This is a genomic window from Psychroflexus montanilacus, assembly GCF_020164535.1.
GTDB classification, from domain to species: Bacteria; Bacteroidota; Bacteroidia; order Flavobacteriales; family Flavobacteriaceae; genus Psychroflexus; species Psychroflexus montanilacus.
The window spans coordinates 1,279,966-1,305,528 of record NZ_JAIQZC010000001.1; the positions used below are offsets into that span (position 1 = coordinate 1,279,966).

28 protein-coding genes and 1 pseudogene are annotated in these 25,563 nt (G+C 35.6%); 15 read left to right on the forward strand and 14 right to left on the reverse strand.

All coding sequences use genetic code 11. The annotated features are described in order from the left end of the window. The first annotated feature begins 1 nt into the window (after position 1). From LB454_RS06080 to LB454_RS06140, 13 genes are all read left to right on the forward strand, one after another. On the forward strand, positions 2–247 hold the full coding sequence (locus LB454_RS06080; RefSeq protein WP_224463718.1) for a hypothetical protein: 246 nt from the start codon (positions 2–4) through the stop codon (positions 245–247). A gap of 670 nt (positions 248–917) precedes the next feature. Beyond that, entirely contained in the window at positions 918–1,505 is a 588-nt protein-coding gene (locus LB454_RS06085; RefSeq protein WP_224463719.1) for a hypothetical protein, read from the forward strand. Between the two features lie 162 nt (positions 1,506–1,667). Then, positions 1,668–2,213: a hypothetical protein gene (locus LB454_RS06090; RefSeq protein WP_224463720.1), complete on the forward strand. Its 546-nt coding sequence runs from the start codon at positions 1,668–1,670 to the stop codon at positions 2,211–2,213. A gap of 353 nt (positions 2,214–2,566) precedes the next feature. Beyond that, positions 2,567–2,869, forward strand: a complete 303-nt coding sequence (locus LB454_RS06095; protein WP_224463721.1) for a type II toxin-antitoxin system RelE/ParE family toxin — start codon at positions 2,567–2,569, stop codon at positions 2,867–2,869. A 1-nt stretch (position 2,870) separates the two neighbouring features. Continuing rightward, positions 2,871–3,155: an addiction module antidote protein gene (locus tag LB454_RS06100; protein WP_224463722.1), complete on the forward strand. Its 285-nt coding sequence runs from the start codon at positions 2,871–2,873 to the stop codon at positions 3,153–3,155. Between the two features lie 184 nt (positions 3,156–3,339). Further along, positions 3,340–3,711 (forward strand): hypothetical protein, encoded by a 372-nt coding sequence (locus LB454_RS06105; RefSeq protein ID WP_224463723.1) that lies wholly within the window; start codon positions 3,340–3,342, stop codon positions 3,709–3,711. Between the two features lie 243 nt (positions 3,712–3,954). Then, complete coding sequence (locus LB454_RS06110) at positions 3,955–4,851, forward strand: PDDEXK family nuclease (protein ID WP_224463724.1); 897 nt, start codon at positions 3,955–3,957, stop codon at positions 4,849–4,851. A 156-nt stretch (positions 4,852–5,007) separates the two neighbouring features. Continuing rightward, positions 5,008–5,595: a hypothetical protein gene (locus LB454_RS06115; RefSeq protein ID WP_224463725.1), complete on the forward strand. Its 588-nt coding sequence runs from the start codon at positions 5,008–5,010 to the stop codon at positions 5,593–5,595. A 285-nt stretch (positions 5,596–5,880) separates the two neighbouring features. Continuing rightward, positions 5,881–6,300 carry a hypothetical protein gene (locus tag LB454_RS06120; RefSeq protein WP_224463726.1) on the forward strand — a complete coding sequence of 140 codons (420 nt, stop codon included), beginning with the start codon at positions 5,881–5,883 and terminating at the stop codon, positions 6,298–6,300. A 15-nt stretch (positions 6,301–6,315) separates the two neighbouring features. Next, positions 6,316–7,254 (forward strand): alpha/beta fold hydrolase, encoded by a 939-nt coding sequence (locus LB454_RS06125; protein WP_224463727.1) that lies wholly within the window; start codon positions 6,316–6,318, stop codon positions 7,252–7,254. Positions 7,255–7,453: 199 nt separating this feature from the next. Continuing rightward, positions 7,454–9,667: a S41 family peptidase gene (locus LB454_RS06130; protein WP_224463728.1), complete on the forward strand. Its 2,214-nt coding sequence runs from the start codon at positions 7,454–7,456 to the stop codon at positions 9,665–9,667. Positions 9,668–9,699: 32 nt separating this feature from the next. Continuing rightward, complete coding sequence (locus LB454_RS06135) at positions 9,700–10,191, forward strand: hypothetical protein (protein ID WP_224463729.1); 492 nt, start codon at positions 9,700–9,702, stop codon at positions 10,189–10,191. A gap of 193 nt (positions 10,192–10,384) precedes the next feature. Beyond that, positions 10,385–10,654, forward strand: coding sequence for a hypothetical protein (locus LB454_RS06140; RefSeq protein ID WP_224463730.1), 270 nt, complete (start codon positions 10,385–10,387; stop codon positions 10,652–10,654). 181 nt (positions 10,655–10,835) lie between these two features. Here the strand turns inward: LB454_RS06140 and LB454_RS06145 are convergent, their stop codons facing one another. The 14 genes and pseudogenes from LB454_RS06145 to LB454_RS14130 all read right to left on the reverse strand — a co-directional run bounded on the left by LB454_RS06145 (position 10,836) and on the right by LB454_RS14130 (position 22,910). Continuing rightward, positions 10,836–11,741, reverse strand: a complete 906-nt coding sequence (locus LB454_RS06145) for a DUF3078 domain-containing protein (RefSeq protein WP_224463731.1) — start codon at positions 11,739–11,741, stop codon at positions 10,836–10,838. Positions 11,742–11,825: 84 nt separating this feature from the next. After that, a complete protein-coding gene (locus tag LB454_RS06150) occupies positions 11,826–12,335 on the reverse strand; it encodes a DUF2480 family protein (protein ID WP_224463732.1) in 510 nt (169 codons plus the stop codon). Positions 12,336–12,338: 3 nt separating this feature from the next. Beyond that, positions 12,339–12,662 carry a DUF59 domain-containing protein gene (locus LB454_RS06155; RefSeq protein WP_224463733.1) on the reverse strand — a complete coding sequence of 108 codons (324 nt, stop codon included), beginning with the start codon at positions 12,660–12,662 and terminating at the stop codon, positions 12,339–12,341. Between the two features lie 4 nt (positions 12,663–12,666). After that, positions 12,667–13,101 carry a SufE family protein gene (locus LB454_RS06160; protein WP_224463734.1) on the reverse strand — a complete coding sequence of 145 codons (435 nt, stop codon included), beginning with the start codon at positions 13,099–13,101 and terminating at the stop codon, positions 12,667–12,669. Continuing rightward, positions 13,094–13,528, reverse strand: coding sequence for an META domain-containing protein (locus LB454_RS06165; RefSeq protein ID WP_224463735.1), 435 nt, complete (start codon positions 13,526–13,528; stop codon positions 13,094–13,096). Before LB454_RS06165 ends, LB454_RS06160 begins: the two co-directional genes overlap by 8 nt. Next, on the reverse strand, positions 13,525–14,763 hold the full coding sequence (locus tag LB454_RS06170; protein WP_224463736.1) for an aminotransferase class V-fold PLP-dependent enzyme: 1,239 nt from the start codon (positions 14,761–14,763) through the stop codon (positions 13,525–13,527). Before LB454_RS06170 ends, LB454_RS06165 begins: the two co-directional genes overlap by 4 nt. 49 nt (positions 14,764–14,812) lie before the next feature. Next, positions 14,813–16,126 (reverse strand): Fe-S cluster assembly protein SufD, encoded by a 1,314-nt coding sequence (gene sufD / locus LB454_RS06175; protein ID WP_224463737.1) that lies wholly within the window; start codon positions 16,124–16,126, stop codon positions 14,813–14,815. Positions 16,127–16,159: 33 nt separating this feature from the next. Continuing rightward, a complete protein-coding gene (sufC, locus tag LB454_RS06180; protein ID WP_224463738.1) occupies positions 16,160–16,921 on the reverse strand; it encodes a Fe-S cluster assembly ATPase SufC in 762 nt (253 codons plus the stop codon). A 9-nt stretch (positions 16,922–16,930) separates the two neighbouring features. Beyond that, on the reverse strand, positions 16,931–17,326 hold the full coding sequence (locus LB454_RS06185; RefSeq protein WP_224463739.1) for a hypothetical protein: 396 nt from the start codon (positions 17,324–17,326) through the stop codon (positions 16,931–16,933). Positions 17,327–17,336: 10 nt separating this feature from the next. Then, positions 17,337–18,782 (reverse strand): Fe-S cluster assembly protein SufB, encoded by a 1,446-nt coding sequence (gene sufB / locus LB454_RS06190; protein ID WP_224463740.1) that lies wholly within the window; start codon positions 18,780–18,782, stop codon positions 17,337–17,339. Between the two features lie 108 nt (positions 18,783–18,890). After that, complete coding sequence (locus LB454_RS06195; protein WP_224463741.1) at positions 18,891–19,220, reverse strand: HesB/IscA family protein; 330 nt, start codon at positions 19,218–19,220, stop codon at positions 18,891–18,893. A gap of 182 nt (positions 19,221–19,402) precedes the next feature. Then, positions 19,403–19,870 (reverse strand): hypothetical protein, encoded by a 468-nt coding sequence (locus LB454_RS06200; RefSeq protein ID WP_224463742.1) that lies wholly within the window; start codon positions 19,868–19,870, stop codon positions 19,403–19,405. An 11-nt stretch (positions 19,871–19,881) separates the two neighbouring features. After that, positions 19,882–20,982, reverse strand: a complete 1,101-nt coding sequence (gene dprA, locus LB454_RS06205) for a DNA-processing protein DprA (protein ID WP_224463743.1) — start codon at positions 20,980–20,982, stop codon at positions 19,882–19,884. Positions 20,983–20,994: 12 nt separating this feature from the next. After that, positions 20,995–22,910 (reverse strand): annotated as a pseudogene (locus LB454_RS14130) (cation:proton antiporter). A 95-nt stretch (positions 22,911–23,005) separates the two neighbouring features. On the opposite strand from LB454_RS14130, the gene LB454_RS06215 reads away from it, so the two are divergent. Beyond that, positions 23,006–23,866 (forward strand): MBL fold metallo-hydrolase, encoded by an 861-nt coding sequence (locus LB454_RS06215; RefSeq protein WP_224463744.1) that lies wholly within the window; start codon positions 23,006–23,008, stop codon positions 23,864–23,866. A gap of 14 nt (positions 23,867–23,880) precedes the next feature. Then, the gene (locus tag LB454_RS06220) at positions 23,881–25,560 is read left to right on the forward strand and encodes a S8 family peptidase (protein WP_224463745.1); all 1,680 of its coding nucleotides are present in this window, start codon (positions 23,881–23,883) and stop codon (positions 25,558–25,560) included. The last annotated feature ends 3 nt before the right edge of the window (positions 25,561–25,563 follow it).

Consider the following 25,563-nt stretch of genomic DNA (forward strand, 5'->3'; position numbering starts at 1 on the left):
AATGAGCAGACAGATTAAATTAATATGGGATTTCCGCGGACCCAATGCAGAAAAGACCGCCGAGCACCATGAGATCCACCTAAGGGATTTTATAAAGATGAATGCGATGGAAGGTCATATCACAGGAGTTGAACCTGTGAATGAGTTTCATCACATCGCTTTTCTTGTAGTGGAGGAAAGTCAAATGAAAGATTTAAGAGATCGCCTCAAACCTCATCGCGGACAGGTGTATACTCCTAAAACCTAAATTTTGCTAAGTTTTTTATTAGTCAACTCAATTTTATGCGAAAAAGTTACTAGTTTTAGAGGATATATACTAGTTGCCAACTATATTAAAAAAAAAGAACTCAAATTGAAAATCGAATTGCGGAATAAAATCAGATCTGAAAATTATCTGATAATCGAAATCGGATTAAAAAAAACGCTGAATAAATTTCACTCATTTGACTGACGAATGAATTGCCGAAAACCAAACTTTTGGTAAAACCCTCAAATCATAGCTGAAAATCAAAATCTGAATGGACTCTGCCGAATAATTTGCGCTGACTAAATTGCTCTGAATAGATTGCCAAAAAAATAACCTGAATCTGAAAAAAAATAGCCGAATTAATTGGCTGAATGCCAAATGTAAAAGACTGTTTTCGTTCTGTCTTAACTGATTTTTTAGCTGACGGTCGATTTGAATAATGAATAATCGAAAATCAGTTTACTGAAAACCAAAGTCTCCGCTGAATCAAAAGTGCGAAAAAATACAGTTGGCAACAGCGTATATAGTTTATGGCGGATTTTGTACTGAATCGAAAATTATAGTATTTTTAGAAAATTAAAAGTTTAACCGAAAGGCGAGCGCTTGTTATCCCGCCACAAACCATATACGCAAGACGTTACCCAACATTTAAACAAACAGAAAATCAAACATGAATAGGTTAATAAATATTTCATTAATAGCTTTAATATTACTTGCATCTTGTCAACCTTCAGATAGTTATATTGACTTAAGTGAAAATGCAAAAGAGTTGATTAAATTTGAATTAGGTGATACTTTCCAACTTAAGAATTTAATAACTGATGAAATTATAGAACTTGAAATTATATCAAAAGACATTCGTTACGTTGACGGAAGTGGCCCAAGTACAGGAACAATTTTAGATGCAGGTGGAGATACATATTATGAACGGGGCACATTCAGATTTTCTGATCAATCAAATTGTTACTCTGTGAGCGTATTGGTTGAAGCAAGAAGCAATGGGAATTTTGAATTCTCAATTGGAACCGGTGATTGCTTCGGTGAATATTTATCTACAACTGAATTTAATAGTCTTGGATTTGAATATAATGGTGAGATTACAAATATAAACGTTAATGGCGTAGAATACTCTGAAACATATGTTTTGGAAACATTTAATACTGCATTCACTAACACTATATTTTACACGAAAGAAAATGGTATTGTTCAAATTTTTGATAATCAAATCCAATCGGCTGTTTTTACAATAGCGGAATAAAAACGTTGGGTAACAGCGCATAACAAAAATGGCGAGATTTGTGCTGAAACGAGAGTTTTGTGTATTTTTAGAAACTTAAAGTTTAACCGAAAAACTTGTGCATTTTAAGTCGCCACTGAAAGATACACTTTCCGTTACACATAATATTTAAAACTAACTTCTGTGAAAAAATATCAACTAATTATTGTTTTAATAATTTTACTCTCAAATGTTATTTCCTGTAACTCTAACACTGAAACTAAAAATGAAAATGACAAAATTGAAAGTAAGAATTTAAAACCTCTAATTGAATTATTTAATGAGCCAGGAAATCAGATTAGTGACGAAACGTTAGTTAAATATTTTGAGATTAATAATAACAATCAAAGCTCAGACGAATTCAAAACAGTTAAAAAAGTTGATTTTAAAAACGATATACTTGGATTCATTTATAAAATAGATTGTAGAGCTGGAGGTCAGTGCGAAATAATAAATATGGCTTTATTTAAATCAGGTGTAAAAACTGATGAAATCAGAATTGGACAAAATTTCGCGGATTATGGTGGTTCAATAATTTTAGAACATCATATTAAAGGAAATAGAATTGAGTTGACAAAAACAGTATTAGAAAATGAATGGTCTGTAAACGGTGATTTAAAAGAAATTAAGAACACCGAACAAGAAATATTTATAGTTAATGCTAACAATGGTAAATTCGAAAAAGAATAATAGAGAATACTATGTGCAACATCGGTAACCGTCGCACAAGCCACTAAATTCTAAAAAAATAAGTCATATTGCACACTACAAAATGATGATGAATTAAATAAAGCCAGCAGGTAACTAAGAACTGTGGTAAAAAACAACTCTTTTCTTCATTAATTTTAGACATTATTAAATTTAAGGGTTTTAGCTCGTATCAAACTTCGTGCTTAACCGAAAGTTAAGTGCTTCGAATCTGCCCTTCTGTCCATACACAGAACATTGTTGTGCAATTAAGACGAATTTTTAGAATTCACAAAAATTTCAATTTAAATTCAAAATTTATTCTATATTTGTATCTATTTGGATACAGTTGATGAATGAGAATTACCGAAAAAACAACTGAATTTGACAAGTGGATTAGAAAGCTGAAAGACATTCGAGCGAAATCTAAAATTCTCTTCCGAATCCAGAAACTTGAAGCAGATGAACATTTCGGAGATTGTGAACCTGTTGGAGACGGAATTAGCGAAATGAGAATAAATTACGCTAAAGGCTACCGTGTTTACTTTAGGGAAAAGGACAACAAAATTGTTATTCTTCTTATTGGCGGAGACAAATCGACTCAACAAAAAGATATCGAAAAAGCGAAAAGAATTTGGAACAAAATAAAAAATGATTGAAATGGAAACCACAAGATTTGACATAGCGGACTATTTAGACAGCGAAGAAATGATTGCTGAATACCTGAATACAGTTCTTGAAGATGGAGACAGTTCTGACTTAATAATAGCAATTGGACATATTGCAAAATCAATCGGAATGACTAAAATTGCGGAGAAAACAGGAATGAGCAGACCAAGTCTCTACAAAGCATTATCCGACGGAGCAAAACCACAATTTGGAACAATAATGAAAGTATTGAAAGCCATTGGTGGACAAATCAACGTGAAACCAATATCTGCGTAAAAAAACGACATCACTAAAATGGCTATAAGTAATAGCTAGTTCTCTCCTTCTTCTGAAAATCCTCACAGATTTTCTATCTGGTGTTTATTTGCTAAATTAAGTGCTAAAACACGCCACTAATCATAGCCAGACCGCTAGCAATAATGCAAAATCATACACAAAATTCAACTTTAAAAATATCTTGATGCAAAACCCTCTTTTAACTGTCGTTTTAATTTTTATTGTCTTCATCAATGTGACCGGTCAGAATAATGATTCTATAAAAGAAAAGACAACACTAATCACTCTTGACTGTAAAGTCAAAACGACAACAAATCCATTATACATCATACAGATAAATGAAAAACGGTTTATGAAACTCTTTGAAGACGAAGGCTCTAAGGAGAAAGTTATAAGAGAATTAAGGCCAGAATGGATTGGATCAGTCAATGTGCTAAGGGGGCCAGAAGGTGTTAAAAAATATGGCTCACTTGCAGAAGATGGTGTGATTGTATTATCATTAAAAAAAGATTATTGGGAAAAGATGACTCCTGAGTTGCAGAATAGATTTAAATGAATTTACGGTTAAATCACTATTACCAACAATGGTAACCGTTGCACAAGCCATTAAAACTCTAAAAAAATGAGTTGTTTTCAGTCCTTTTCAGGGCTTTTGCATTTTCGATCGAGTTGGATTTATATTTTTACATTATTTATTCTAATCCTATAAATATGGGTTTATGTTCTAAATATTTGATGTAAACGTGTATTTTAGGAACTTATAATGAGTTTGCATTCGTTATGGAAACAAAACCGGTAGATGGAAATATTTAGACAGATAACAGCAAATAATATCGAATTAAAAAACTATCCTTTTCTTAAGGAATTGGCAATGGAAGCCTATTTAATGGAGAATGGAGACATTTTAAAATTGGATACGGAAAACTTTGCTGATGTTACTGTTTTGGATGCAGAAATCGCATTGAAGAGTGGGAGAAAAACTTCAGACCGAGACGGTAGAATTGATATTTTAGCTAAATATGGTCTTGATTACCTCGCTCTAATAGAGTTGAAAATTAACGAGATAAATGACCAATCCTTAAGTCAACTAGAAGATTATTTGAATGAAAGACATCAGATTTTAAAGAAACACCCCGAATTTTGGGCTGAAGTTGAAAGTGATCCAAATTGGATTGGAGTTTTAGTTGGCTCATCAATATCACCTGAATTGCAACGTAGATTGCAGGATGGCTATACAACTGCTAATGGAATACCTATTGCAGGTATGATTCTTAGAAGGTTTAGAAGTATAAAAAATGAAATATTTGTTATTACTGACACTTTTTTCAAATACAATTATACAAGCAGAGACTTTTCAAAATTTGAATTTAAAGGGCAGATTTATAATAAAGCAAGATTGGTTAATAGAGTAGTTAGAACTTTTGTAGAAGAAAACCCAACAATTTCATATGCTAAATTAGAAAAGGTTTTTCCGCAAATCTTACAAGGTAGTATTGGAGTTTTCGACACAAAGGAAAATGCCCAAGAAATTTATGACAGAACAGGACATAAAAGGCATTATTTGAAATCTGATGAACTAATTAAATTGAGTGACTCCATTATTGCGACAAGTAACCAATGGGGACTTGGGAATATTACTCATTTTATTAACCACGTAGATAATTTGAATAACGACTATCGTATTGAAAATAAATAACGAAAAGAGAACATTGCATATACCATATGGCTGGAGTTTAAATCAGAACGGAAATTTTTGTATTTTAATAAAAATTAATCCTCAATTGAAAAGCTTTTTTTTAATCATCGCCTTAAGCCATATCATATGCAGAAAAAGTTTATATACCTTTAAAAAATGAAATTGATAATACAATCTGTAGTTGGATATATGTATAAAGTTTTAAAAAATGAACTTGACACTTCCGACTTCAAATCTGAATTTTCTGCAATTCGACACGGAGATTATTATGATTTTATAACGTCAATCGGAAAAGAAATTGACTTCATTGTTGTTTACAATAAAGGTCGAATTGAAAAAGAGACTAATATCAAAGAAAATGACATTGATTATGTTGGTCTTATTAAATCAGGAGAATCCTTAAGAGAATTTTATAAAAAATGTTATTTTAAATTTGGAGAAATTAATGATTCCGATTTATCAGACATCTATTTCGAAAAAGCGGCTCTTTATGAATTGTCTTTAAGAATGCAATTGAATAATAAAAGACTAACAAAGAATCGGGTTACTTTAGAAAACGTAATCAATAGAATATCTGAACTAAAAAAATTGACTGACCTTGAAACTACAATGCTTCATAAAGGTAGAAAGTTTTTGAATTTTATAAAAAGGCCAGAAAAGTTAAAATCGGATTGGAATACTGTATCTTCTGATTTTGATAAAGCTTATTCTATATTAGTAAGTAAAAAATTAACAATTGAATAGAAAAACGGTAGACAACATCGGTAACCGTTGCACAAGCCATTAAAACTCTAAAAAATAAGTTATTTTAAGTCCTTTTCAGGGCTTTATGATTTATAACTAGTTGTGAAAATTTAGCTCTGATTAAAATAAAACAAGAGACTTTCGTAGAACACATAAGCTTATCGATCATGAAACAATTGCGAGGAAAATTGATTTATATGCATGAAAGTTATTTGGTTTCAAGAGACTATATTTATTCCCTCAAAACTCTATAAAGCAAAAAACTAATGTTTAAAACCAATCGGTATGGAAGAAATGTCATTTGAGTATTGGAATAAACTCGCAGATCAAGTCATACTGATAAGTTCTTTACTGAGTGGGTTTTCCATCGCTGTGGTTGCCAACTTTTTAGTAGCAGATTCTAACAATAATCGGTTGAAGAGAACTATAATGAAAACTGCAGTTTTAGCAGCGGGTTTCTTTTTGGTATCCCTCTTTGCAATGACAAAAATCTTAATGATGACAACCAACGGGTTTCCCTTAAAAGTAACGAATGGTGATTTAAAATTCCCATCTATTATAGGTGGAGTTGCACTGGTTTTTGGTATCATGTCTTTAATTACAATGATTTCCTTATCAGGTTGGACCAAATCAAAAAAACTAGGTCGGTTTACCGTTGGAGTTGGAGTCCTGACTTTCTTACTCATCCTTATAATGCTAACCTAGTAACCAAAAAACCCAATGAAAAGCCTCACTTCCACCCTTTTTGCCCTAAGTGTGTTCCTATTCGCCAACTTCATGACAGCTCAGGAGTTAAACGTCCAAAGCTTTGGGGATAAAGAAAATCCTGCGGTTATTTTCTTACATGGCGGTCCTGGATACAATGCCGTTCCTTTTGAAATAGCCACAGCAGAAGACCTGGCCAAAGAGGGATTTTTTGTGATTTCCTATGACAGGCGCGGTGAGGGAAGAAACGAACATCTGGAAGCTGACTTTACCTTTGCTCAAACCTTTGAAGATTTGAATGCAATATATTCAACTTATAACCTGGACAAGGCAAGGCTTGTAGGACATAGCTTTGGTGGGCTTGTCGCAACTTATTTTACCGAAAAATATCCTGAAAAAGTCAGTCACCTGATTTTGGCTAGTGTTCCTATTTCCATGCAGAGCACCTTGAAGACCATCATTAAATCATCAAAAGCGATTTACCAGGAAAACGACGATACAGCAAACCTGAGCTATATCGCTCAATTGGAGCAAATGGATACCCTGTCTTACCCGTATGCAGCTTATAGTTTTATGCACGCCATGGCAAATGGGTTTTATACGCCAAGTCAGCGAAATGAAAGAGCAGAGAAACTTTACCAAAGACTGAGGGCAGATACTTTGGCTGTAAAATACGCTTCCCAATACGGTTATTCCGCTCCTATGAACTTCTGGAAAAACGAGTCCTACACCAGCATTAACTTGAAAGACAATTTGAAAACATTGAAAGACAAGAGCGTTGAGATGTATGGTATTTACGGAAAAGACGATGGCTTATATTCCGAAGCGCAAGTTGAGGACATTCGTCAGATTTTGGGATCTAGTAGAGTCAAGTACCTCGATAATTGCTCACACAGCGTTTTCATCGATCGCCAGGAAGAATTTATAGCTCTGTTGGTAGGCTTGAAAAAATGAATGCTTGTGGGCTTGAAAATGTAGCTCTTGTTACACTGACACGAAAAGCTTAATGCTGGTAAGAAAGTGAACCCCACATCAAAATTTTTGAATCCTCAACTTTATAAATAGTTGAAAGGAAAATTGCGTTTATACATGAAAGTTATTTAGTTTTGAAAATAAAAACCAATCTTTAGAAAAAACTTTAAAAGACCTTTCGATGAAAAAACTACTCCTAGCACTACTAAGCGTCCTGACCATTGCGTGTCAAAATGAAAAGACTGAAAAATTTAATCTTGGTTTTGAGACCCAGAGTGACTCGACAGCACTTTCTGATGGCTGGTCCAAATGGGGGAATTACGAGTTAGAAATAGATTCAGTTACACACTCAGGTGAAAAATCAGGAAAAATAACTTCAGATGATAAGGGAAGTACTTTTGGAAGTATTGCTTATAGAATTCCAGCACAATATTCTGGAAAAAGCATTCAACTTGATGGGTACATGAAAACTGCAAATGTAGAAAACGGATTTGCAGGATTGCTATTGCGAATTGATGGTAACGGAAGTACGTTGGCATTTGATAATATGCAAGACCAAAACATTTCTGGGACAAACGACTGGCAGAACTATAGCATCACACTTGATTATCCGGAAGAAACAGAAACCATTTTTGTAGCTGGAATTCTTACTGGTAAAGGAGAAGCTTGGTTTGATGATTTTGTGGTAAAAATTGATGGTGAAAATATTCAAACTTTAAAAGAGGTTGAAAAGGAAATTTCAAAAGCAGAACTAGACCAAGAGTTTGATGAAGGATCGCTAATTGAGTTTCCGGAACTCACCGATAAAGGCATTGATAACCTCGAATTATTAGGAAGAGTGTGGGGCTTTCTCAAGTATCATCATCCTGAAATCGCCAAAGGAGATTATAATTGGGATTATGAATTGTTTAGATTTTTACCAAAATATATTGAGACTAAAAATCTAACAGAAAGAGATAACTTACTGGTTGATTGGATAGATTCCTTAGGTGACATAGAAGAATGTTCAACATGTGAATCAACCGATAAAGACGCTTTTTTAAAACCTGATTTAGACTGGATTGATAACCAAAATGAAGAATTGAAAAACAAATTGCTTTTTGTTTACAAGAATCGTTCACAGGGCAAACACTTCTATATTGGTAAGTTATCAAATGTCGGAAATCCCGAATTTAAAAACGAAAACGCCTATGCTAATATGCCATTCCCCGATGAGGGGTTTAGACTACTATCACTATATAGGTATTGGAATATGATCAACTATTTTTTTCCTTATAAACACTTAATGGATGAAGACTGGAACCACAAATTAAGTGAATACATTCCACTATTTATTAATGCTGAAGACGAGTTAGACTACGAACTTGCTGCTCTACAGCTCATCGGTGATATCAAAGACACTCACGCTAATCTTTGGGGTGGAGGTGATAAAATTGATGAATGGAAAGGAACAAACTATCCACCTGTCCACTTGCGTTTTATTGAAGACCAATTGGTGGTAACCGATTACTATAATGAAGAATTAAAAAAAGAAGTTGGTTTGGAAATTGGTGACATCATTACCAAGATTAATGGAAAGGCAATAGATGAGCTGATAGAGGAAAAGTCAAAGTATTATCCGGCCTCAAATGAAGCAGCAAGATTAAGAGATATGTCAATAGATCTCTTACGGTCAAATTCTGATCAAGTTGAAATTGAATATGAATCAGGAAACGCAAACGTTCAAAAAAAATCACTTCGGCTTTATCCAAAAGATAGTCTTGACATTTTTCGCTGGTATAAAAAAAATGAAGGCAAGTCTTTCAAAATGTTAGCTAATAACTTAGGTTATTTGACACTTCAGAACATTAAAAACGAGGATATTTCTAAAATAAAAGCAGAGTTTAGAGACACTGAAGGAATCATTGTAGACATCCGTAATTATCCTTCAACATTTGTTGCTTATAGCTTAGGCTCTTATTTTGTTTCTTCATCGACCCCTTTTGTCAAATTCACTGAAAGTAATATTGATAACCCAGGTGAATTTAGATTCAAAAGTAAACTTGAAGTCCCTAGTCAAGGCGATACCTACAAAGGAAAGTTGATTGTTTTAGTGAACGAATTCTCACAAAGTCAAGCTGAATACACTGCGATGGCGTTAAGAGCTGGAGACAATACCACAATCCTTGGAAGCACAACTGCAGGAGCAGATGGTGATATTTCTGAAATTAAGCTTCCTGGAGGATTAAAAACATATATATCAGGGATTGGAGTGTTTTATCCAGATGGCAATGAAACTCAGCGGGTTGGAATTGTACCAGACATCGAAGTTAAACCCACAGTTGAAGGCATCAGACAAGGAAAAGATGAGCTCTTGGATAAAGCGATTGAAATTATCTTAAAAACAACAGATTAATACTTTATACCAACTCATAAGACTAGCCAACCATGAAAAAACTACTCACCCTTTTGTTAATTTCAACTTTATTGACAAGTTGTTCTAATGACGATGACAACGGAATTGACTGTTTACTTTTTGACCCTTTGTTTCCGGAGTTATACATTCGATTAGTCGATGAAACTGGAGCCAACCTCATCGAAAATGGAACAATCGACCCCGAAAATATAACTGTAGAAGGAGACTTTCCGAATCCAAACTTTATATATATTCCACCCAATGAATTTGGCGAAACTGACGCTGATGTAACAAAATACGATAATACTCTTTCACTATTCATCCCCAGAGAATCAAAATTTGAGTATACAATCACTTTGAACGGCTCAACATCAATCCTTCTGGAATTTGACGCTAGATTAGAAGAGCTTCCTTGTGGAATATCCTATTTCGTTCCTGTTGAACTGACTTATGACACTCAAAATGTAGAATCTGAAAATGCAGAAACTAATGAGCTTATATTTTTAGCGGAGATTGAAATATAAATAAGGGTTTGAGTTTAATCAAAGATTAAAATCATAAAATTGAAAGGAATAAAAACCTAGCCTGCATTTGTAAAATTATTAGGATTGGATGGAAATCTTTTTCTTGAACTATTAAAGTTAGGGAACAAAAACTCTGAGCAACACCGATAAGCTTTGCAAATGCTTATATAATTTTAAATATTAAACCAATACCATGAAAAACAACTCCTTTACAACCAAAACCACTAAACAATTAAAAGACTACCTCATTCTATATAAAGTAATGGGACTGATGCTTTTCACGACTTCCATGTTCTTACTTGGAATTTGCATTTATGGTCTGCTCACGAAAGAAGATAACTCTACCTTTATCGCTTTAACAGTAGTAGCCATTTCCTGTTTGGCTGTGCTTCCCTTACAAATCATCAATATAAAGCGAATCAAATCTGAATTAGCTTCCAGAGAGGAAATTGATCCACGGTAATGCCTGAAAAACTACGGCTAGCCTCGCGCTCCTGATAGAAATGGAAACCCCTCTAGCTGTTTTTTTTTATAAAGTTGTGCTGTTGTGAGCTTGACCAACGGAAAAGCCTTACAACAGCTTACAACTGTAAAAAACAGCTAGTGGCGTTGTAATGGATAGCAGGACTAAGCGCCCAACAAATTTAAAAGTCGTAATTAAATCCTACACCCAGTACTTCTCTTACCTGAAATCCTCTTACGGCATTATCATCATAAATGGCCTGGAAAGTAAAATTGGCCGAAATGTATTTGTTGACGTTCATCACCAGATTGAGTGTATAGTCGATATCCACATTTTGAGGATCTTCCAGATAGTTGGAATACAACCCTAACACATTACCTACTGTGATGTTTTCCATGAGTTTGAACTTTACAAAAGCATTCACGGAAGCACCAAATTCTGTACGAACGGTACTGCCTTCGTCCAAGCCGAAGAAATCTCCATCTACATAACCTGGTGTAGTTGTAAATCTGCTATTGGCAGTAATGATACGTCCAGTCACTGGCGAAAGGTTAACACGGATGTCATCGCTTTCTTTCCACAAGGCACCCAAACCCAATTGAGTAAAGGCCGGAGACATAAATTGTGTCCTCAATTCTCTGGTTTCATTGCCATCAACATCTTCTCCAAAGGTATATCCACTATCAAATTGTGTCCTGAAATTTACAAAGGCGGACGTAAACCACTTGGATTCTCCAATTTGGCGACCAACGGTAGAATTAATTTCTAATCGGTCATTGGTTTTTCTATAAAATTCCTGGTCCTTAGTCTTATTGATACCGTAGTCTCCTAAGAACTTGGTATCCCAGGCATATTTGCCTTTGTTGTAATTGATATCGTAGTTAATAACCACGTTTGCAGAATAGTTGCTGGTTCCCCCACCCTGCCAGTCGTTGTTGAAGGCAGCCTGATTGATTAAAAACTGGAAGTTTCCTTCAAAATTCCAGATAGAGTCTTTTGGTGTAGTGGCGTTGGGATCGGATTGGGCTGATGTAATAAAAATTGCAAAACAGATGAGTAGCGCACTTAATAGACTTGTTAATTTCATTTTTTAGCTTTTTACGGCTACAAATGTAAATAATTATATCATATAAGGTTATAAATAAATCAGTTTGTGATAATGAAGCAAAACTTATTTTTTAGGCCTTTTGTAAAGTGGCACTGCGGAACAGGCTTCTCCGTACATAATGGATTTTGCGACCGGCTGTAATTTTTGTAGAGCCATCAAATAAGCATTTTCTGGCACAGGCTTATGAGAACATCCTTTGATGATAACAGGTTTGTCTTGGTATTCTGAAACATCGAGGTCGCTTAAGACTTCTTCAAAAAGAATAGAATTCAATAATTCATAATCTCCGTAAACTACCTTTCTGGAGATCCCTTGCAGATACGAAGTAATAAGCAGGTAAGCCCACCCTGGCACTATGGCTTCACTAGAACAATGCAAAGCTACATAGGTGTCTTTATATTGGGACCAGTCGTGATGTTTTAAAGTTTCTCTAAAATCCTTTTCTTTCAAGATTATTCCTTCAAATAACCAATCTTTAATGTCGATCATTTGACGGTTTCCATCTGGATAATATTCTTCCAAATTGAAAGTTTTAAGTGAACTCTGAGCTACTTTATTGACGATTTCTGCCATAATTTATAACATTCCCAATTCTAACTTTGCTTCTTCACTCATCAATTCCTGTGACCAGGCCGGGTCAAATGTCAATTCAACCTCACATTCATTTACCCAGTCCAAGGAAGCAGATTTTTCCTTCACCTCTTGTGGTAAAGATTCTGCTACCGGACAGTTGGGCGAAGTTAAGGTCATCAAGATTTTTACGTCGTTATCTTCATTTACGAAAACATCGTAAATCAAACCTAATTCATAAATATCAACAGGAATTTCGGGATCGTAAATAGTCTTTAAAACTCTTACAATATCTTCTCCCAGTTGTTCTGTATTTCGTTCTTCAGCCATAATCTTAAGCTTTATTATTTTGTTGGCTATTGTAAGCAATAGCATACATTTTCATTTGTTTGATCATACTTACCAAGCCGTTGGCTCTGGTAGGCGATAGGTGTTCTTTAAGGCCGATTTCGTCTATAAAGCTAGTATCGGCATTGATAATGTCTTCAGGCTTCTGTCCAGAAAATACTCTTATCAAAATAGCAATAATGCCCTTGGTGATGATGGCGTCACTATCTGCAGTAAAATCAACCTGATCATTGTCCATTTCGGCATACACCCAAACTCTGCTCTGGCATCCTTTAATTATATTTTCTTCAGTTTTATGTTTTTCGTCGATAAGTGGCAGAGATTTACCGAGTTCTATCATGTATTCGTAGCGTTGCATCCAATCTTCGAACATGCTAAACTCTTCAATTATCTCTTCTTGTCTTTCTTGAATACTACTCACTTTTTTCTTGCTTTTTAGCTTTGATGACGACTTCTCCGTCTTTATTTTTTAAATTAATTTCTTCTTTTGAATTCTCAAACTGAGTTACAGATGCTGCTTTCTGAAAAAATAAGTTTTCCATGTCCATCTCTCCATCACAATACATCTTGGTAGCAGATGCAAATCCCATATCCAATTCCTCTCCATTGAGTTTATAATTGAAACTATAGTTATTACAACCAGAATATCCTGAGATTGTAGAATTTTCTGGATTCACCTTTAAAGTCAGTTTAGATTCCGAAACCTCCCTATCTCCTATTTGAGTTACCACGTAATCTTGAGGCATTAATTGGTCTGTTTTCATTTTTTGTGCTTTACAGGAGCCAAGTATTACAACAATAGATAATAAAGCAATACTCGCAAGGTTTTTAGTTAAGGTGCGTTTCATAATAGCATGGATTTTGCTTTTTTCAAAGCAGTTATAAAAGAGTCGATTTCTTCTTTGGTATTGTAAAATGAAAAAGATGCACGAACAGTCCCTGGTATTTTATAAAATTCCATGATCGGCTGAGCACAGTGGTGACCAGTTCTTACTGCAATTCCCATTTTATCTAAAAGTGTACCAATATCGTAAGGATGCAGTCCTTCAATATTGAAAGATAACACAGCAGTTTTACGCTCTGGAGAAGTTCCATAAATTTCTACTCCATCAATTTTTTCAATTTCTGAAGTCGCATATTTAAGTAATTCCATCTCGTAGGCTGCAATCGCTTCAAAGCCGATGTCGTTCATATAATCCAAAGCTGCTCCAAAAGCAATTCCTCCAGAAATATTTGGAGTTCCTGCCTCAAACTTATGCGGTAAACCTGCATAGGTTGTTTTTTCGAAGGTAACTTCAGAAATCATCTCACCCCCACCTTGATAAGGTGGTAACATGTTCAATAATTCTTCTTTTCCATAAAGCATACCCACTCCTGTAGGCCCACATATTTTGTGTGCAGACACTGTGTAATAGTCTACATCCAAAGCTTGGACATCCGCTTTGATATGCGGTGCAGACTGAGCACCATCTATCAAAACTTTAGCCCCTACACCATGAGCTAAATCAATGATGTCTTTAATTGGATTAATTGTCCCTAAAGCATTAGAGACGTGATTGACAAAAACCAATTTAGTGTTTTCATTCAGCAATTCTTTATAGGTATCCATTTCCAGTTCACCCTTATGAGACATAGGAATCACTTTCAGTTTTGATCCTGTCTTTTGGCAAAGCATTTGCCAGGGCACAATATTGGAATGGTGCTCCATCGCAGAAACCAGAATTTCATCTTCAGGCTTCAAAATAGAAGCATAACCATTGGCTACGAGATTGATGCTATGAGTTGTTCCTGCCGTTAAAATAATTTCGTGAGCAAATTTCGCATTGAAATGCTTTCTCACTGTCTCTCTGGCAGATTCATAAGCGTCCGTAGCAATTTGTGACAGAGAGTGAACCCCTCTGTGGATATTGGCATTTTTGGTTTCGTAGTAATCTACGATACAGTCAATCACTTGCTTTGGTGTCTGTGAAGTTGCTGCATTATCAAAATAAACCAAAGGCCTTCCATTTATCTCTCTGTGAAGAATTGGAAAATCTTTGCGGATTGTATCTATATCTAAAATTTGTTCAGAAGTATTCGTCATGTTTCGTTTCGTTTAATTTACTTCTAAACAAGTTGACTGAATTGAAATCTTAAAGATTGAACCCAAGTTCAACTCCGAGTTTCAATGCAATTTGTTTAGTAATTCTTTTTTTGATTTCTGGTATTTTCACACTGCTTAAAACATTGTTGGCAAACGCAAACATCATTAAAGCTCTGGCTTCTTTCTTTGGAATACCGCGCGTTCTTAGGTAATACAGAGCTTCGTTATCCAATTGACCAATGGTACAGCCGTGGCTACATTTCACATCGTCTGCAAAGATCTCCAACTGTGGCTTGGAGTTGCAGGTTGCCGTATCGTCTATCAAAATGTTATTATTGCTTTGGAATGCATTCGTTTTCTGAGCAACACGATCTACAAGTACATTTCCATTAAACACCCCTACGGATTTTTCGGAAAAAATGCCTTTATAATCCTGATGGCTTTCGCAATTAGGTTGTGTGTGGTGAACCAATGTATTGTGGTCTACATGCTGCTTACCTTCCAAAATTGTTACACCTTTCAGGACTGAATTACAGTTTTCTCCTTGCTGGAAAAATTTCAAGTTATTCCTTGTGATTTTACCACCTAATGAAAAAGTATGCATAGAACATTTGCTGTCTCTTTCCTGTTTGATAAATGTATTATCAATTAACGAAGACGTGGTTTTATCATTCTGAATTTTATAATAATCCACTTCAGCATTTTTACCCACATACACTTCAGTTACAGAATTGGTGAGTATGGGATGTTCTGTTAAACTCTGATGTCTTTCTATAATCTGAACGTGAGCACCATCTTCTGCGATGATCAAATTCCTTGGCTGCACCATTAAAGCCGCCTCATTACTAGTGAAAAAATTCATCACCTGAATAGGCTTTTCTGCCACTACATTCTTTGGAATTCTGATGTAAGCGCCTTCCTTAGCAAAAGCAGTATTCAATGCAGTCATGCTTTCTTCAGGTACTATTTTATTGAAGTATTTATCAATAACTGGCTTGTACTTTTCTTTGTCTAAAGCAGAAGACATGAGACAAGCATCCAACTTATCGTGAGTTGTTCTCGATAAATGCGATGAATAAATACCATCCACAAATACGATAGTGTAGGTATCAATATCGTGAATCAGGTATTTTTTGATGTCTTTATAATCTATAGCGTCTTCTTTTTTAGGGAATATGCTGTAGTCTTCTTTCAAAATTGAGTTGAGAGACGTGTACTTCCAGGCTTCCAGCTTTTTGGTAGGAAAACCTGTTTGTTCAAAGAACTTTATAGCTTTATTCCTTACGTCATGGATATCGTTCTCCAAGTCGACCTGCTCTTCAAAAGCAAGGTAAGAGGACATTAATTTATCTTTAAGTTCCATAGTTTTCAATCGTTTGGGTTTTTATGAAGGTAATTATGAGGACATTTCTGCACGTTCCTCTTTTAGCCAGTCATAACCTTTTTCTTCCAGCTCTTTAGCCAGCTCTTTACCTCCAGTTTTCACAATTTTACCATTCATCAATACATGAACAACGTCTGGCACTACATAGTCTAATAAACGCTGATAGTGTGTAATGACGAGGGTTGCATTTTCTTTAGTTCTCAACCTATTAACACCGTCAGATACGATTCTTAAGGCGTCAATATCCAATCCAGAGTCGGTTTCATCTAGAATTGCCAATTTTGGCTCTAGCATAGCCATTTGGAAAATTTCGTTTCGCTTTTTCTCACCACCGGAAAAGCCTTCATTAAGTGATCTGGAAAGGAATTTTCTATCCATCTCCAGTAAAGCGGATTTCTCTCTGATTTTTTTCAGCATCTCATTGGCTGGCATATCCTTTTGACCTCTTGATTTCCTTACCTGGTTGATTGATGTTTTTATAAAATTGGTCACTGAGACCCCTGGTATTTCTACAGGGTATTGGAATGAGAGGAAAATTCCTTTATGAGCTCTTTCTTCTGGAGACAACTCAGAAATATTTGCCTTTTCAAAAAGAATATCACCGTCTGTCACTTCAAAATCTTCGTTTCCGGCAATGACGGAAGCCAATGTACTTTTACCAGACCCATTAGGTCCCATAATAGCATGAACTTCTCCTGGATTAATTTCAAGGTTGATACCTTTTAATATCATCTCACCTTCAACGCTGGCGTGTAAATTTTTTATCTTTAACATATCTTGATCTTATTTATCTAATCTTAAACTATCGTCATTTGACGACGGTTGAACTTTAACTATATTTTGAATATCAATAACTTGAGGCCAGGCATCTTTTTCAGGATTATCTTTGATGTCAACTTTTAAAGTCACATCAAAAGAAGCAAATGGATCTGAATTCATAGCCCGAGCCTGAGCTACTAAATCTTTGGCTTGTGAATTCATAACAACGCCATAAATACCATCTTTCTTTTTAAAAACCGCAACCGAATCTGTGTAAATAAATTCTCCTGAAATGGTTTTAAATTTTGAATTTGACTCCGTTTGCAAATTCTTTTCCTCAGAATTTGATGTTTTTGAATCTGTCTTGCAAGATCCTAACATCAAAGTTAATACGGCGATTACTAAAAGATACTTTTTCATAATTTAGAGATTATCCAACTGAACCTTCTAAAGAAATTTCAAGTAATTTTTGAGCTTCTACTGCAAATTCCATTGGCAATTTATTGAGAACTTCTTTACTGAATCCATTTACAATCAATGCAATGGCTTTCTCAGTATCAATTCCACGCTGGTTACAATAGAAAATTTGATCTTCACCAATCTTACTTGTTGTCGCCTCATGCTCGATTTGAGCTGATTTGTTTTTAGCTTCGATATATGGGAAAGTATGCGCTCCACATTTATTACCCATCAGCAGTGAATCACACTGAGAGAAATTTCTGGCGTTTTCAGCACCTTTATTGATTTGTACTAGACCCCTGTAACTGTTCTGAGATTTTCCTGCAGAAATACCTTTAGAAATGATTGTACTTTTAGTGTTTTTACCTAGGTGAATCATTTTTGTACCTGTATCTGCCTGCTGGAAATTGTTAGTTACCGCAATAGAATAAAACTCTCCTGTAGAATTATCACCTTTCAGGATGCAACTTGGGTATTTCCAAGTCACTGCAGAACCAGTTTCTACCTGAGTCCAGCTTATTTTGGCATTTTTCTCACAAAGTCCACGTTTGGTAACAAAATTATAAACTCCACCTTTTCCTTCTTTATTTCCAGGATACCAGTTTTGAACAGTTGAGTATTTTATTTCAGCGTTATCCATCGCTACAAGTTCTACAACTGCTGCATGTAACTGATTTTCATCACGAGATGGCGCCGTACAACCTTCCAGATAACTTACATAACTAGAATCTTCGGCTATAACAAGTGTTCTTTCAAATTGACCTGTTCCTGCCTGATTGATTCTGAAATAAGTTGACAATTCCATTGGGCATCTTACCCCTTTAGGAATATAGCAGAATGACCCATCACTAAACACTGCTGAATTTAATGCTGCAAAGTAATTGTCTTTCGAAGGAACTACACTTCCTATATATTTTTTGACTAATTCCGGATGCTCTTTAATGGCTTCGGAAATTGAACAAAAAATAATACCCTTTTCAGCCAAAGTCTTTTTAAACGTTGTTGTTACAGAAACTGAATCCATAACCACATCCATAGCTACTCCAGCTAATTTCTTTTGCTCATCAATAGAAATCCCCAGCTTTTTGAAGGTCTCTAGCATTTCTGGATCAACCTCATCCAAACTATCATATTTTGGTTTTTTACTTGGTGCTGAATAATAAGAAATTGCCTGATAATTTGGTCTTTCATAACCAATATTAGCCCAGTTTGGCTCTGTCATCGTTAACCAATGCCTGTAAGAGTCCAGTCTCCACTGTGTCATCCAGTCAGGCTCACCTTTCTTTTTAGAAATACCAATAACCACATCTTCATTAAGACCTGGAGGAAACGTATCTGCCTCCATTTCTGTATAAAAACCATATTCGTACTCTTTATTTTGAAGTTCTTTCTCGAGTTCTTGTTCTGTATAAGCCATAATCTTTAGTTTTTAATCCCTCACTGAGGGTTTAAATTTCGACCTTAAGATCGAAATGTAAAATATTTCACTTCCCTACCTTAAGTAAATATCTACAAGGTAGTTGGTTTATAGTGAAAAACTTTCACCACAACCACATGTTCTCTGTGCATTAGGATTATTAAACACAAATCCTTTCCCGTTCAATCCTCCAGAATATTCCAGAGTCGTTCCTACTAAATATAGAAAGCTACTTTTATTGATAACAATTCTCACATCGTTATCTTCAAAAACTTTATCCTGTTCCAGTTGAGTTTGGTCGAAGTTTAACTCATAAGATAAGCCAGAACAGCCACCGCTTTTCACGCCAACTCTCACAAAATGATCTTGCACGTTGAAGCCGTCTTCAGCCATCAAATTCATGATCTTTTGCTTAGCCGTTTCACTTACTTTAATCATATTTAATAAGTTTATTTAAATTGATTACAAATATAGGATTTAAGGCTCTATTTACCATATCACTTAACATAATTATTTGGAATGATTGGTATAGGATTTTCCTATTTTATAAGCTATTAGAAGTTTTTTATTCATAAAAAAAACCAGTAAAAACTGGTTTTTATCAATTGAATGTCTAAGAATTATTCAGACAAAATCTTTTGAGCATTTTCTAAAGCATCAGTAATGGCTTTTTGCATTTCTCTTGCAGACTGGTATTGGTTATCCAGCTGACTCTGCTTTGCTTTTATACTATCTTTATCTGTTGTTGTAAGACCAGTGTTGATTTCTGTTCTTGAAAAAGAATTGCTGAAATTCTTCATCCAGGACATCATAAGATCATGAGCTTCTTCCAAACTTTTGATTGCATTTTCATGCATCTCCACTTCATCTGAGTCTACCTCATCCGCTGCTTCAATCTCTTCTTTTTGCGCTTTTAGTTTTGTGATTAAGCTATTGATTTCACTCATCTTTGGCATCACATCATCATGAATTTGAATCGTTTCTTTCATCTGACTGTCAAATGCTTTAGATTCTTCAGATTGCTTCTGCTGACAGGAAAAAATTACTGCTAGTATTGCTATGCCTAAAATTTTTGTTAATGTGTTCATGCGTTTTATTTTTAAATTATTTCAAATTGCTTTCCTGGCAGTGGTCGTACACAACCAGATAATTCTAAATTTATGAGAATTGAAGCCAACTTATGGGTTGGCATACGGCAAGCCAAAGATAAGGCATCAATTTCTGCTTTGCCAATTTCTTTAAGCTTTTCAAAAACAAGCTTTTCTTCACCCTGTAAATCAATAAAAAGTTGAGTTTGTTTATTTTCTTTTTTGGTCTCTATGTCCCAATTCAGATAATAAATAAGATCGGCTGCGCTGGTTATCATCTGCGCTTTCTGTTGCTTGATGAGCATATTACAGCCTTTACTGAATTTATCCTGAGGTCTGCCTGGAATAGCAAACACCTCCCTATTATAAGAATTTGCGATATCTGCTGTTACCAGAGAACCTCCTTTTTCCGCACTCTCTATAACGATGGTGGCTTCGCTAAGCCCTGCAACAATTCTATTTCTACTTAAAAAGTTTTTTCTATCGAAGGTATCCTGACTACAAAAATCTGTAAAAAAGCCGCCATTATTTTCGATAGCTGCGGCATACTTTTGATGCACCTTTGGATAAATCTGATCGAGGCCATGAGCAAGGCAAGCTACAGTTTGAAGATTATGGTCCAAAGCAGCTTTATGAGCCACAATATCAACACCGTAGGCCAGGCCAGAAACAATAACAGGATTGAGCGGAGCCAGATCACTTACAAACTGTTCACAGAAAGCAATTCCATGCGTTGTAATCTGACGCGTCCCCACAATACTAATTATCAACTTATTTTTAAGATTGATATTTCCTCTGGAAAAAAGTAAAATTGGGCTGTCTATACATTGCTTTAGTCGGGAAGGATAATCATCATCCTTATAGTAATGGACGTTTATATTGTTTTTCTTGATAAATTCAAGCTCCTGCTCAGCCTCCTTCAGGCTAACAGAATCTTTAATGCTTTGTAAACGCTTTTTCCCAATTCCATCAATTTCTGAAAGTTTCTTGATATTTGCTTCAAAAAGCTGGGTGGCACTTCCAAAATGCTCCAGCAGTTTCTTTGCATTTATCTGCCCTATCCCGGAAAGGTTTTGAAGCATAATCAAATTAAGGAGCTCTTGTTCTTGCATAATCCTCCAGATTTAAGACTCACTTTCTGATTTACTCTCTTCCTCATTCTTGGAGGCCTTACCAGAATCTTCTTTGATGGACTGTTCTTCCAAAACCATTGTAGAAGGTTCTTTTTTGAAAGACTTACCTAAATAAACCAGCTTAGAATTAGATTCAACCTCAACTGATTTTGAATCATTTGGTAAAATTTGCAATCTGCCGGCTGGAGTTTTAATGAATAATGGTATTATTTCAGGCTCGACTTTACTTATTTCAATAAGACCTTGGAAATGCTCATTAGAATTCAAGTCAATCTCATGAATTTCAGGATATTTTCTGGTAAGGTTGACCAGTTTGATGTAATCATCAGTTTGAGAGAATAAACCATGGTCTGGATTGTTTTCAGGATCTTCCATTTCTTCTGAAGAAATCACGCGGTAAGTCCCCTGCTCACCAAATTGCTTGGAAAAGTTTTCAATAGCCTTCTTATTTACAGCTGTGTTTCCTGTTAAGGCCATCAAGTATCCTACATCACTCAATTCTACATTATCAATCAAATCATCAGAATATATATTGGCATTGATAGCTTCAATACCCATCTCTTTTGCCTTATCGATATTACTTTTATTATTATCGACTATCACAACATGCCTCTCATTATCCTTCAAATATTTGGCAATTATCCTTGAAAAAGATGATGAACCTACAATTAAGATGCCTTGAGAATCTTTTAAAATACCCCAACCAATTTGGCAAAGGGTCTTGCTGTAGTAGCATTTAAAAGAACTGTCCCTAAAACAATCACAAAAACCAAAGGTGTAATCAGTTCAGCATTTGTGACCTCTTGATCGACCAGTTTTAGTCCAAAAAGAGAAGCTACACCAGCAGCTACGATACCTCTAGGTCCTACCCAACTGATAAATAGTTTTTCGTTGGTTTGCAGCGTAGATTTGTAACTGCTCATGAAAACTCCAAGTGGTCTCACTACGAAAACCACCACTGCAAATAAAATTAGGGTATTCCAATTGAAAACCATCATCAGGTTTTCAAAATTGATATTGGCCGCCAATAGAATAAACAAGATGGAAATGAGCAGAATACTTAGTGACTCCTTAAAGTACAGTAATTCCTTTAGATTAGGTAAATTAGTATTTCCCATAATAATTCCCATAACGACAACTGCAAGAAGTCCACTTTCGTGCGCAAAGTGATCTGCTAACACAAAAACTCCCAGAACTGTAGCCAACGTAAACACATTCAACAGATAGTGAGGAATGATTTTAGATTTGATAGAAAACGCCAGTGCCTTGGCAAAGGTAAACCCGAAGGTAAATCCAAATAAAACAATTTTACCAAATTCTACCAAAGCAGTAGTCGTAAAGGCTTCACCTCCTCCTGCAGAAATAAATTCAAATACCAATACAGCTACTAAAGCACCAATAGGATCAATCAAAATTCCCTCCCATTTCAAAATGGTGGATACATCTTTCTTAAGAGGAATATTTCTCAAGATAGGAGTGATTACTGTTGGACCTGTGACAATAATAAGTCCGGAAAAGAGTAGTGAAATCTGCCAGCTTAGTCCTAAAATCCAGTGTGCTGCCATACCAGCTCCAACGAAAGTAATTATCACAGCTACTGTGATTAGCTTCACAATGACAGGGCCGACATTTAAGATTTCACCTCGTCTAAGCGTGAGTCCACCTTCAAACAGAATGATACCAATAGCCAGTGAAACAAAATAAAACAAACTTTCACCTGGAAATAAACCAGATTCGCCATTCCATATTGGTTCTATTAGTTTAGAACCATCTTCGGTATAAAGTGAAGCAATTGGTCCAACCAAAAGCCCTATAAGTATCAACGGTAAAATCGCAGGAATTTTGAATCGCCATGCAAACCACTGAGCCAAAATCCCAAGTATAATAATTCCTGCTAGTTCAATCATAAACGTTAAATTTGAGTCGTTAAAAATAGCATAATCCGAGAGACTCGAATTTCAAAGTTAAGACTCTTTTAGTATTTTGCTCTAAAATATACCTTATGACTTTATATCCCATAGAAACTGGCCATTTTAAACTAGACGGTGGTGCCATGTTTGGTGTTGTTCCCAAATCATTATGGCAGCGCACCAACCCTGCAGATAATAACAATATGATCGATATTGCTGCCACTAGTTTACTTATCGAAAATGGAAAACAACTTATTCTAATAGATACTGGCCTGGGAGATAAGCAAAGCGAAAAATTTTTTAGCCATTACCACAGGTGGGGAGATCATTCAATCGATAAATCACTTAAGCAGCATGGATTCCATAGAGATGATGTTACCGATGTTTTTATGACGCATCTCCATTTTGATCACTGCGGAGGAAGTATTCAATGGAACAAAGATAAAACAGGTTACGAGCCTGCTTTCAAAAATGCTAAATTCTGGACCAACCAGGAGCACTGGGAGTGGGCCACCAAGCCAAATGACAGAGAAAAAGCTTCATTCCTTAAAGAGAATCTGTTGCCTATGCAGGAATCCGGTCAGCTTCATTTTCTAAATAGGACAGAAAATAGACATCTCTACAAGGATTTAGGTTTCGAAGTGCTTTTTGTTGATGGTCATACAGACAAGCAAATGATTCCTATTATAGAGTACAAGGACAAAAAACTAGTCTTTGCAGCAGACTTGCTGCCTACCGCCGGTCATGTTCCACTACCCTACGTCATGGGATTTGACACCAGACCTTTAAAAACTTTAGATGAGAAAAAACTTTTCCTGGAAGAGGCTGTTAAAAACAACTATTACATATTCCTCGAGCACGATGCTCACAATGAAATTATCAACCTGAAGGACACAGAAAAAGGAGCTAGACTAGATTCTAAATTTACCTTCAATGAACTTTTTACCAATTAAATTCAAACACAACTATGAACAATACATTTTTTAAAGCAGGAGGTCTAAGCCTTTTAGCTACTGGCCTTTTAATAGGCTGCGCAAGTGGCCCGAAAATCAATTCAGAACCCATTCCAAATCTTCAGGATACAAATGAAAAAAAGGTAAAACTTACAGATGAGGAGCTGGAGATTTGGGGAAGTAAAGATCTTTTAAAGGATACTATTCCAGGAATGAGTGTGGATAGAGCTTACCAGGAACTTATTAAAGATTACGAAGGAAAAACAGTGATTGTAGCTGTGTTGGATAGCGGAATTGATATTGAACATGAAGACCTGGAAGGCGTTATCTGGACCAATATTGATGAAATCCCAGACAACGGCAAAGATGACGATAACAATGGTTTTGTAGACGATATCCATGGATGGAATTTTTTGGGAGATGTCGTTGAAGAAAATTTAGAATACACGAGAATTGTCAGAGATTATCAGGAGGAATTTGAAGGCAAAAATGCAACAGATATTCCTGAGGACAGACTTAAAGATTTTAAACTATACAGAGCAGCTAAAGCTGAATTTGACAAAGAAGTAGGTGATACTCAAAAAAGTTTAAACAGGTATGTCACCATGAACAACCAATTGCAGGAAGCAGAAGAGACACTCAAAAATGAGCTTGAGGTTGATAAACTGACAATTGATAATGTAACTGCTTATAAACCTGAAGACGACACTTCATTAAATCAAAAAATGTTATTGCTCAATGTAATGAACAATATTGATGAAGATCTCCAAAATATTCAGGATCAGCTGGCAGAAGCGATGGAGTACTTTGGCAATAGATCCAAATACCATTTCAATCTGGACCTCAATGCCAGGCAAAAAAATCTTGGTGATGATGCAGATGATTTTTCAACAAAAATCTATGGTAACAACAAAGTTAGCGGTCCAAATGAAGACCGGAAAGATGCAAAGCATGGCACTCACGTAGCTGGAATTATTGCAGCAAATCGAAAAAATGAAAAAGGCATCAAAGGTGTCGCGGAAAATGTACTCATCATGCCTATAAGAGCAGTGCCCGATGGAGATGAGTACGATAAGGATATTGCTTTAGGCATTCGGTATGCAGTAGACAACGGTGCGAGTATTATTAATACCTCTTTTGGAAAGTACTTTTCTACACATCCGGAGTGGGTCATGGAAGCAATTGAGTACGCTTCAGAAAATGACGTATTGATTGTGAATGCTGCTGGAAATGAGGGATTAAATCTAGACGAAAAAAGGGTTTACCCCAATGATGAGACTCCTGAGGATCCAACAGATTTTGTAGATAATTTTATCAATGTAGGTTCAATTACATCTGAGTATGGAGGAAACCTGGTTTCTGGATTTTCAAATTATGGAAAGAATAGTGTTGATGTATTCGCTCCAGGGTCTTCAATTTATGCCACGACACCTTTAGATACTTATGAATTTCTGCAGGGTACTTCTATGGCAGCTCCTAATGTTGCAGGTGTCGCCGCTATGATAAGATCCCTATATCCAAAATTAAGTGCTGCGCAAGTCAAACAAATCCTTATGGATTCTGGATTAAGCACAGAACAAGAAGTCATACTTGGGGGAGATCCGAATGAAACAAAACCATTTAATGAAATTTCAGTTTCAGGAAAAATGGTCAATATGTATAATGCTATTATTTTAGCTTCAAAAACCAAATAAGAG